The sequence below is a fragment of the Microbacterium sp. NPDC097977 genome (assembly GCF_040302605.1).
Classification (GTDB): Bacteria; Actinomycetota; Actinomycetes; order Actinomycetales; family Microbacteriaceae; genus Microbacterium.
The window spans coordinates 1-5,170 of record NZ_JBEOUR010000125.1; the positions used below are offsets into that span (position 1 = coordinate 1).

Genomic DNA, 5,170 nt, shown 5'->3' on the forward strand with positions numbered 1-5,170 from the left:
CTCGAAGCCCCACAGCGTCGACAGCAGCCGCTCCCGGGAATGGACCTCCTGCGGGTGCAGCATCAGGTACTCCAGAAGCATGAACGCCTTCGGCGTCAGCGAGACCTCGTCGGCTCCGCGCCAGACGCGGCGCGCCGTGCGGTCGAGCGTCAGAGTGTCCGCCTGCAATCGGGCCGCTGCCCGCAGCGACCCTGCGCCCTGGGCGGTCCGTCGCAGCACCGCTCTGATGCGCGAGATGAGCTCATGCGGATCGAAGGGCTTGTTGAGATAGTCATCGGCACCCTCGTCGAGTGCCGCGCTGCGCTCCCAGGACTCGCCGACCTGGGTGAGCAGGATGATCGGTAACCCCAGCTGTCGCGCTCTGATCTGGCGCACGAACTCCCTGCCGTCGACGTGCGGCATCAGCACATCGCAGACGACGAGATCGGGAACGTCGCGCGCCACCTCGAGGAGGCCGATCCTTCCGTCCTCGGCGACGCGCACGTCGAAGCCGCTGCGATCGAGGAACGCGGCGAGGGCGTCGGTGATGGCCGCGTCATCGTCGACGAGGAGGATCCGGGGGCGCTCGGCGATGTCCACCGGTCAGCCCTTCTTCAGTGTGTTCGCGGAACCGCGGTCGTCGACGGTGGGGGTCGCGCCTTCCCAGAAGATCGAGCTCGCGCTGCCCGTCACGGTGATCGCGTCCACCTCGCGGACGTACACCACCGTGCCGCTGCCGGAGAGCGTCACCGCTCCCACGTCGTCGGCGATCACCACGCCCGCGTCGATCTCGATCACGAGGTCGGCACACGGCCCCTCCACCCGGATCACCGCGCCGTCGGACGTCAGGGGATCGGTCGGGCACGGCATCGTCGTCGTGGCCGCGTCGCTCAATCGCGCTCGTTCGGCCTGCCCCGCGGCGCTCAGTCCCGCGTCGGCGGAGGGGCGCGAGCCGGCGGACGGCTCGGGGTCCGGCGACGGGTCCGGAGACGAGTCGGGCGACGGGGCGTCGCCCGACGGGGAACCCGCCTTCGACGGCGATGACGCCGTCGCGGATGAGGGGGATGGCTGCGTCGGGTCGACGATGTCGACAGAGCATCCGCTCAGAACCACGACGAGCAGCAATGCCGTCAGCGGGGCGGAGGTCGCAGTGGTGCGGCGCATGCACATATCCTCTCGTGCCTGACGGCGTTCATGATGTTCTGCGGAACAGAATGTCGGCGGGTCAGAACGCTGCGGGGATGAAGATCTCCACCCGACGGTTCAGCTGACGTCCGGCCGGGTTGTCGACGCCGTCGATCTCGTTCGCCGCGACGGGCCGCGTCTCGCCGAAGCCCTCGGCGCTGAGCGACGTCGTCACACCGCGACCCTCGAGCCCGTCGACGACCGACTCGGCACGAGCTTCGGAGAGCGTCTGGTTCTCGGCGTCCGTGCCGATCGCGTCGGTGTGGCCGGTGACGTGCGCCTCGACCACGTCGAGAGTCGTGAACACACGCGCCACCGCATCGAGCGTCGCCGCGGCGTCCGGACGGATCTCGCTGCGGTCGAAGTCGAACAGGACGCCGTCTTCGAAGGTCAGCGTCGTGCCGCACGACTCGAGCGGGGCGAGGGCGCCGAGGGGCGGGAACACCCCGAGTTCCGGTACCGGCGGCAGCGGCTCGGCGTCCAGGAGCTCGCCGTCCACCCGCGCCGTGCCGTCGCCGAAGTTCTGGATGGTGATGTCGCCGTCGGTGTAGTTCCCGGATCCGTCGCCGAAGTTCTGGATGGTGGTCTCGCCGTCGGTGTAGTTCCCGGATCCGTCGCCGAAGTTCTGGATGGTGGTCTCGCCGTCGGTGTAGTTCCCGGATCCGTCGCCGAAGATCTGCACGGTCTTCGATGCATCCGTGTAGTTTCCTGCACCGTCGCCGAAGTTCTGGATCGTGACGGTGCCGTCGGTGTAGGTACCCGCGCCGTCGCCGAAGTTCTGGATCGTCACGCCGTTGATCGTGGAGGTGCCCGACCCGTCGCCGAAGTTCTGCACGGAGCCGTCGGGTCCCGTGAAGGTCCCGGAGCCGTCGCCGTAGAGATACGCGGTGCCGTTGCCCGAGATCACGGTGCCGTCGGCATCGCAGTGGGCCGGTGTCGCGACGACGCCCGGGATGCCGGCGAGAGCCGCGTTGACCTCGATGGTGAAGGCCGACGCCGAGGAGTCGAGCAGCGACAGATCGGGGAGCACGAACAGGGGGACCGGCGGGAACTGCCCGACGTCGTACCCCGAGACGGTGAGCGCGGACGGGCCGGTGCTCGTGGGCGTCGGCGTGGATGCGGCGGGCGCGGCCGTCGACGGCGCCGGCGTGCCGGAGGGCTCCGCAGCGCATCCGGACAGGATCAGAGCGGCCGCACTTCCGAGCGCGAGACCGAGGGAGAGGCCACGGCGGATGCGGTGCGGAGCGCGGGGTGTCGAGGTCATGCTTCGAGAGTAGTCAGCGGATGTCGCGGCCGTGTCGCGCCGATGTCGCAACTCTGCGACACGGAGAGGCTCTGCGACACGGACTGCCCCTGTGCTCATCGGGTCAGACGCCCTTCGAGGACGGATGCCGTCTCGCGCACCGCCGCGGCCAGCGTGCTCTCATCGAGGTCGCCGCCTGCCCAGGTGACCGCGACGGCGGCGACGGGCCATCCGGAGCGGTCACCCACGACCGCTCCCACACTGCGGAGGCCGTCGGCGACCTCGCTGTCCTCCGTCGCATATCCGCGTGCGCGCACCGTGCGCAGCAGTTCCCGGAGTGCCCGGGGTGTGCGCGGTCCGAGGCCCGTGCGGTCTGGGAAGGCGGAGGCGCTCGGGTACAGCGCACGCACCTGCTCGCGGGGGAGAGCGGCGAGCATGGCGCGGCCCGACGCCGTGAGGTGGGCGGGAAGACGCACGCCGACGTCGGTGACGAGAGCCTGACGACGCGGTGCTCTCTCCTCCACGATGTAGAGGACGTCGCCGCCGCTCATGACCGCAAGGTGCGCGCTCTCACCGAGACGGTCCGACAGGGCGGCGATGAGGGGGCGGCCGAGGCGGGCGAGCGGCTGCTGACGGGCGAAGCCCCCCGCGAGCTCGAACGCCGAGGTGCCCAGACACCAGCGCCGATCCTCCTTCAGGTGCAGGACGAAGCCGTGCGCGGCCAGGGTGGTGAGCAGGTGGTAGACGGTCGACCGGGGGAGGGCGAGTTCGCGGGCGATCGCCGAGGCGGCGACAGGGGCAGGACGTCCGGCCAGATGGCGCAGGATGCGCAGGGTGTTGTCCGCCGCCGGCACCTGGCGGGCGGCATCCGAGTTGTCTGGGATCACAGACAAAGGATGTCATGATCGGGTATCGCATGCACCGTCGCCGGTGTGGAATCGAGATATGAGTGAACTGACCCCTGCACGAGACGGCGATGCGATCCTCGTCGGCGATGCGCCCCTCAGCCGCGCCGACGTCGTCTCGGTCGCCCGGCACGGCGCGCCCGTCGCGCTCAGCCCCGCCGCCCTCGATCGGGTCGCCGACACCCGCGGTGTGATCGACGCGTTGGCCGCCGATCCGCATCCGCACTACGGCGTCTCGACCGGCTTCGGGGCGCTCGCGACCACGTTCATCGCTCCCGACCGGCGACTGCAGCTGCAGGCGAGCCTGATCCGCTCGCACGCCGCGGGCACAGGTGCCGAGGTGGAGCGCGAGGTCGTCCGCGGCCTGCAGCTGCTGCGCCTGCAGACGCTGGCCTCGGGGCGCACCGGCGTGCGACCGGTGGTCGTCGAGACCTACGCGGCACTCCTCAACGAGGGGATCACCCCCGTCGTGCGCGAGTACGGGTCGCTCGGATGCTCGGGCGATCTCGCCCCGCTCGCCCACATCGCGCTCGCGACGATGGGGGAGGGAGAGGTGCGGGACGCGGCGGGAGCGCTCGTCCCCGCGGCCGATGCGCTCGCCGCCGCCGGGATCACTCCTCTCACGCTCGTCGAGAAGGAGGGGCTGGCGCTCATCAACGGCACCGACGGCATGCTCGGGATGCTGGTGCTCGCGCTGCACGATCTCGAGACGCTGCTGCTGACCGCCGACATGGCGGCGGCGATGTCGGTGGAGTCGCAGCTGGGCACGGATGCGGTCTTCGCGGCCGACCTCATGGCACTGCGCCCGCAGCGGGGTCAGGCGGAATCGGCCGAGAACCTGCGGTCGTTCCTCGACGACTCGCCCCTCGTGCACAGCCACAAGGGCCCGGAGGACGGACGCGTGCAGGACGCCTACTCGCTGCGCTGCTCACCGCAGGTGCACGGCACCGCGCGCGACACGGTGGGCTACGCCTCGATGATCGCCGACCGCGAGCTGTCGAGCGTGATCGACAATCCCGTGATCACCCTCGACGGTCGCATCGAGTCGAACGGCAACTTCCACGGCGCACCTGTGGCGGCCGTCCTCGACTTCCTCGCGATCTCCGTCGCCGACGTCGCCTCGGTCTCGGAGCGACGTACGGACCGCGCTCTCGATCCCGCCCGCAATCACGGTCTGCCGCCGTTCCTCGCCGATGAGGTCGGCGTGGACTCCGGTCTGATGATCGCGCAGTATGCGGCCGCCGGCATCGTCTCCGAACTCAAGCGTCTCGCCGTCCCGGCATCCGTCGACTCCATCCCGTCGTCGGCGATGCAGGAGGATCACGTCTCGATGGGATGGGCGGCCGCCCGCAAACTGCGCCGTGCCGTCGACGGACTGGGTCGCGTGCTGGCGATCGAGATCCTCACCGGAGCGCGCGCTCTCGACCTCCGCGCGCCGCTGCAGGCGGGACCGGCGACCGGCGCCGTGCGCGACCTCGTGCGCACGGTCGCCGCAGGTCCCGGCCCCGATCGATACCTCTCACCCGACATGGAGTCCGTGACCGCGCTCGTGCAGTCCGGCGCCGTCGCCCGCATCGCGAAGGAGCACGCGAAATGACCACGACCCACAGGAACATCCGCGCCGCGCGCGGCAACCAGCGCACCGCCAAGAGCTGGGGTGCGGAAGCCGCCAAGCGCATGCTCATGAACAACCTCGACCCCGAGGTCGCCGAGCATCCCGACGAGCTCGTCGTGTACGGCGGGACGGGCAAGGCCGCGCGCAGCTGGGAGGCGTACGACGCGATCGTGCGCACGCTCGACGAGCTGGAGCCGGATGAGACCCTGCTCGTGCAGTCCGGCAAGCCCGTCGGCGTCTTCC

5 protein-coding genes and 1 pseudogene are annotated in these 5,170 nt (G+C 70.6%); 2 read left to right on the forward strand and 4 right to left on the reverse strand.

Features of this window, described 5'->3' with window-relative positions:
• From ABTZ43_RS16945 to ABTZ43_RS16960, 4 genes are all read right to left on the reverse strand, one after another.
• Positions 1-579: response regulator transcription factor (locus ABTZ43_RS16945; RefSeq protein WP_350539616.1), on the reverse strand; the 579-nt coding region annotated here is incomplete at its 3' end.
• A 3-nt stretch (positions 580-582) separates the two neighbouring features.
• A complete protein-coding gene (locus ABTZ43_RS16950) occupies positions 583-1,143 on the reverse strand; it encodes a DUF3060 domain-containing protein (protein WP_350539617.1) in 561 nt (186 codons plus the stop codon).
• A gap of 61 nt (positions 1,144-1,204) precedes the next feature.
• Positions 1,205-2,428, reverse strand: coding sequence for an OmpA family protein (locus ABTZ43_RS16955; protein ID WP_350539618.1), 1,224 nt, complete (start codon positions 2,426-2,428; stop codon positions 1,205-1,207).
• A gap of 95 nt (positions 2,429-2,523) precedes the next feature.
• Entirely contained in the window at positions 2,524-3,294 is a 771-nt protein-coding gene (locus tag ABTZ43_RS16960; RefSeq protein WP_502885431.1) for an IclR family transcriptional regulator, read from the reverse strand.
• A 58-nt stretch (positions 3,295-3,352) separates the two neighbouring features.
• Here ABTZ43_RS16960 and hutH point away from each other — a divergent pair, with 58 nt between their 5' ends.
• Together hutH and ABTZ43_RS16970 are read left to right on the forward strand one after the other, a co-directional pair.
• Positions 3,353-4,909 (forward strand): histidine ammonia-lyase, encoded by a 1,557-nt coding sequence (hutH, locus tag ABTZ43_RS16965; RefSeq protein ID WP_350539620.1) that lies wholly within the window; start codon positions 3,353-3,355, stop codon positions 4,907-4,909.
• Positions 4,906-5,170: pseudogene (locus ABTZ43_RS16970) on the forward strand (urocanate hydratase); the annotation flags it as partial. The gene hutH and the pseudogene ABTZ43_RS16970, both read left to right, overlap by 4 nt.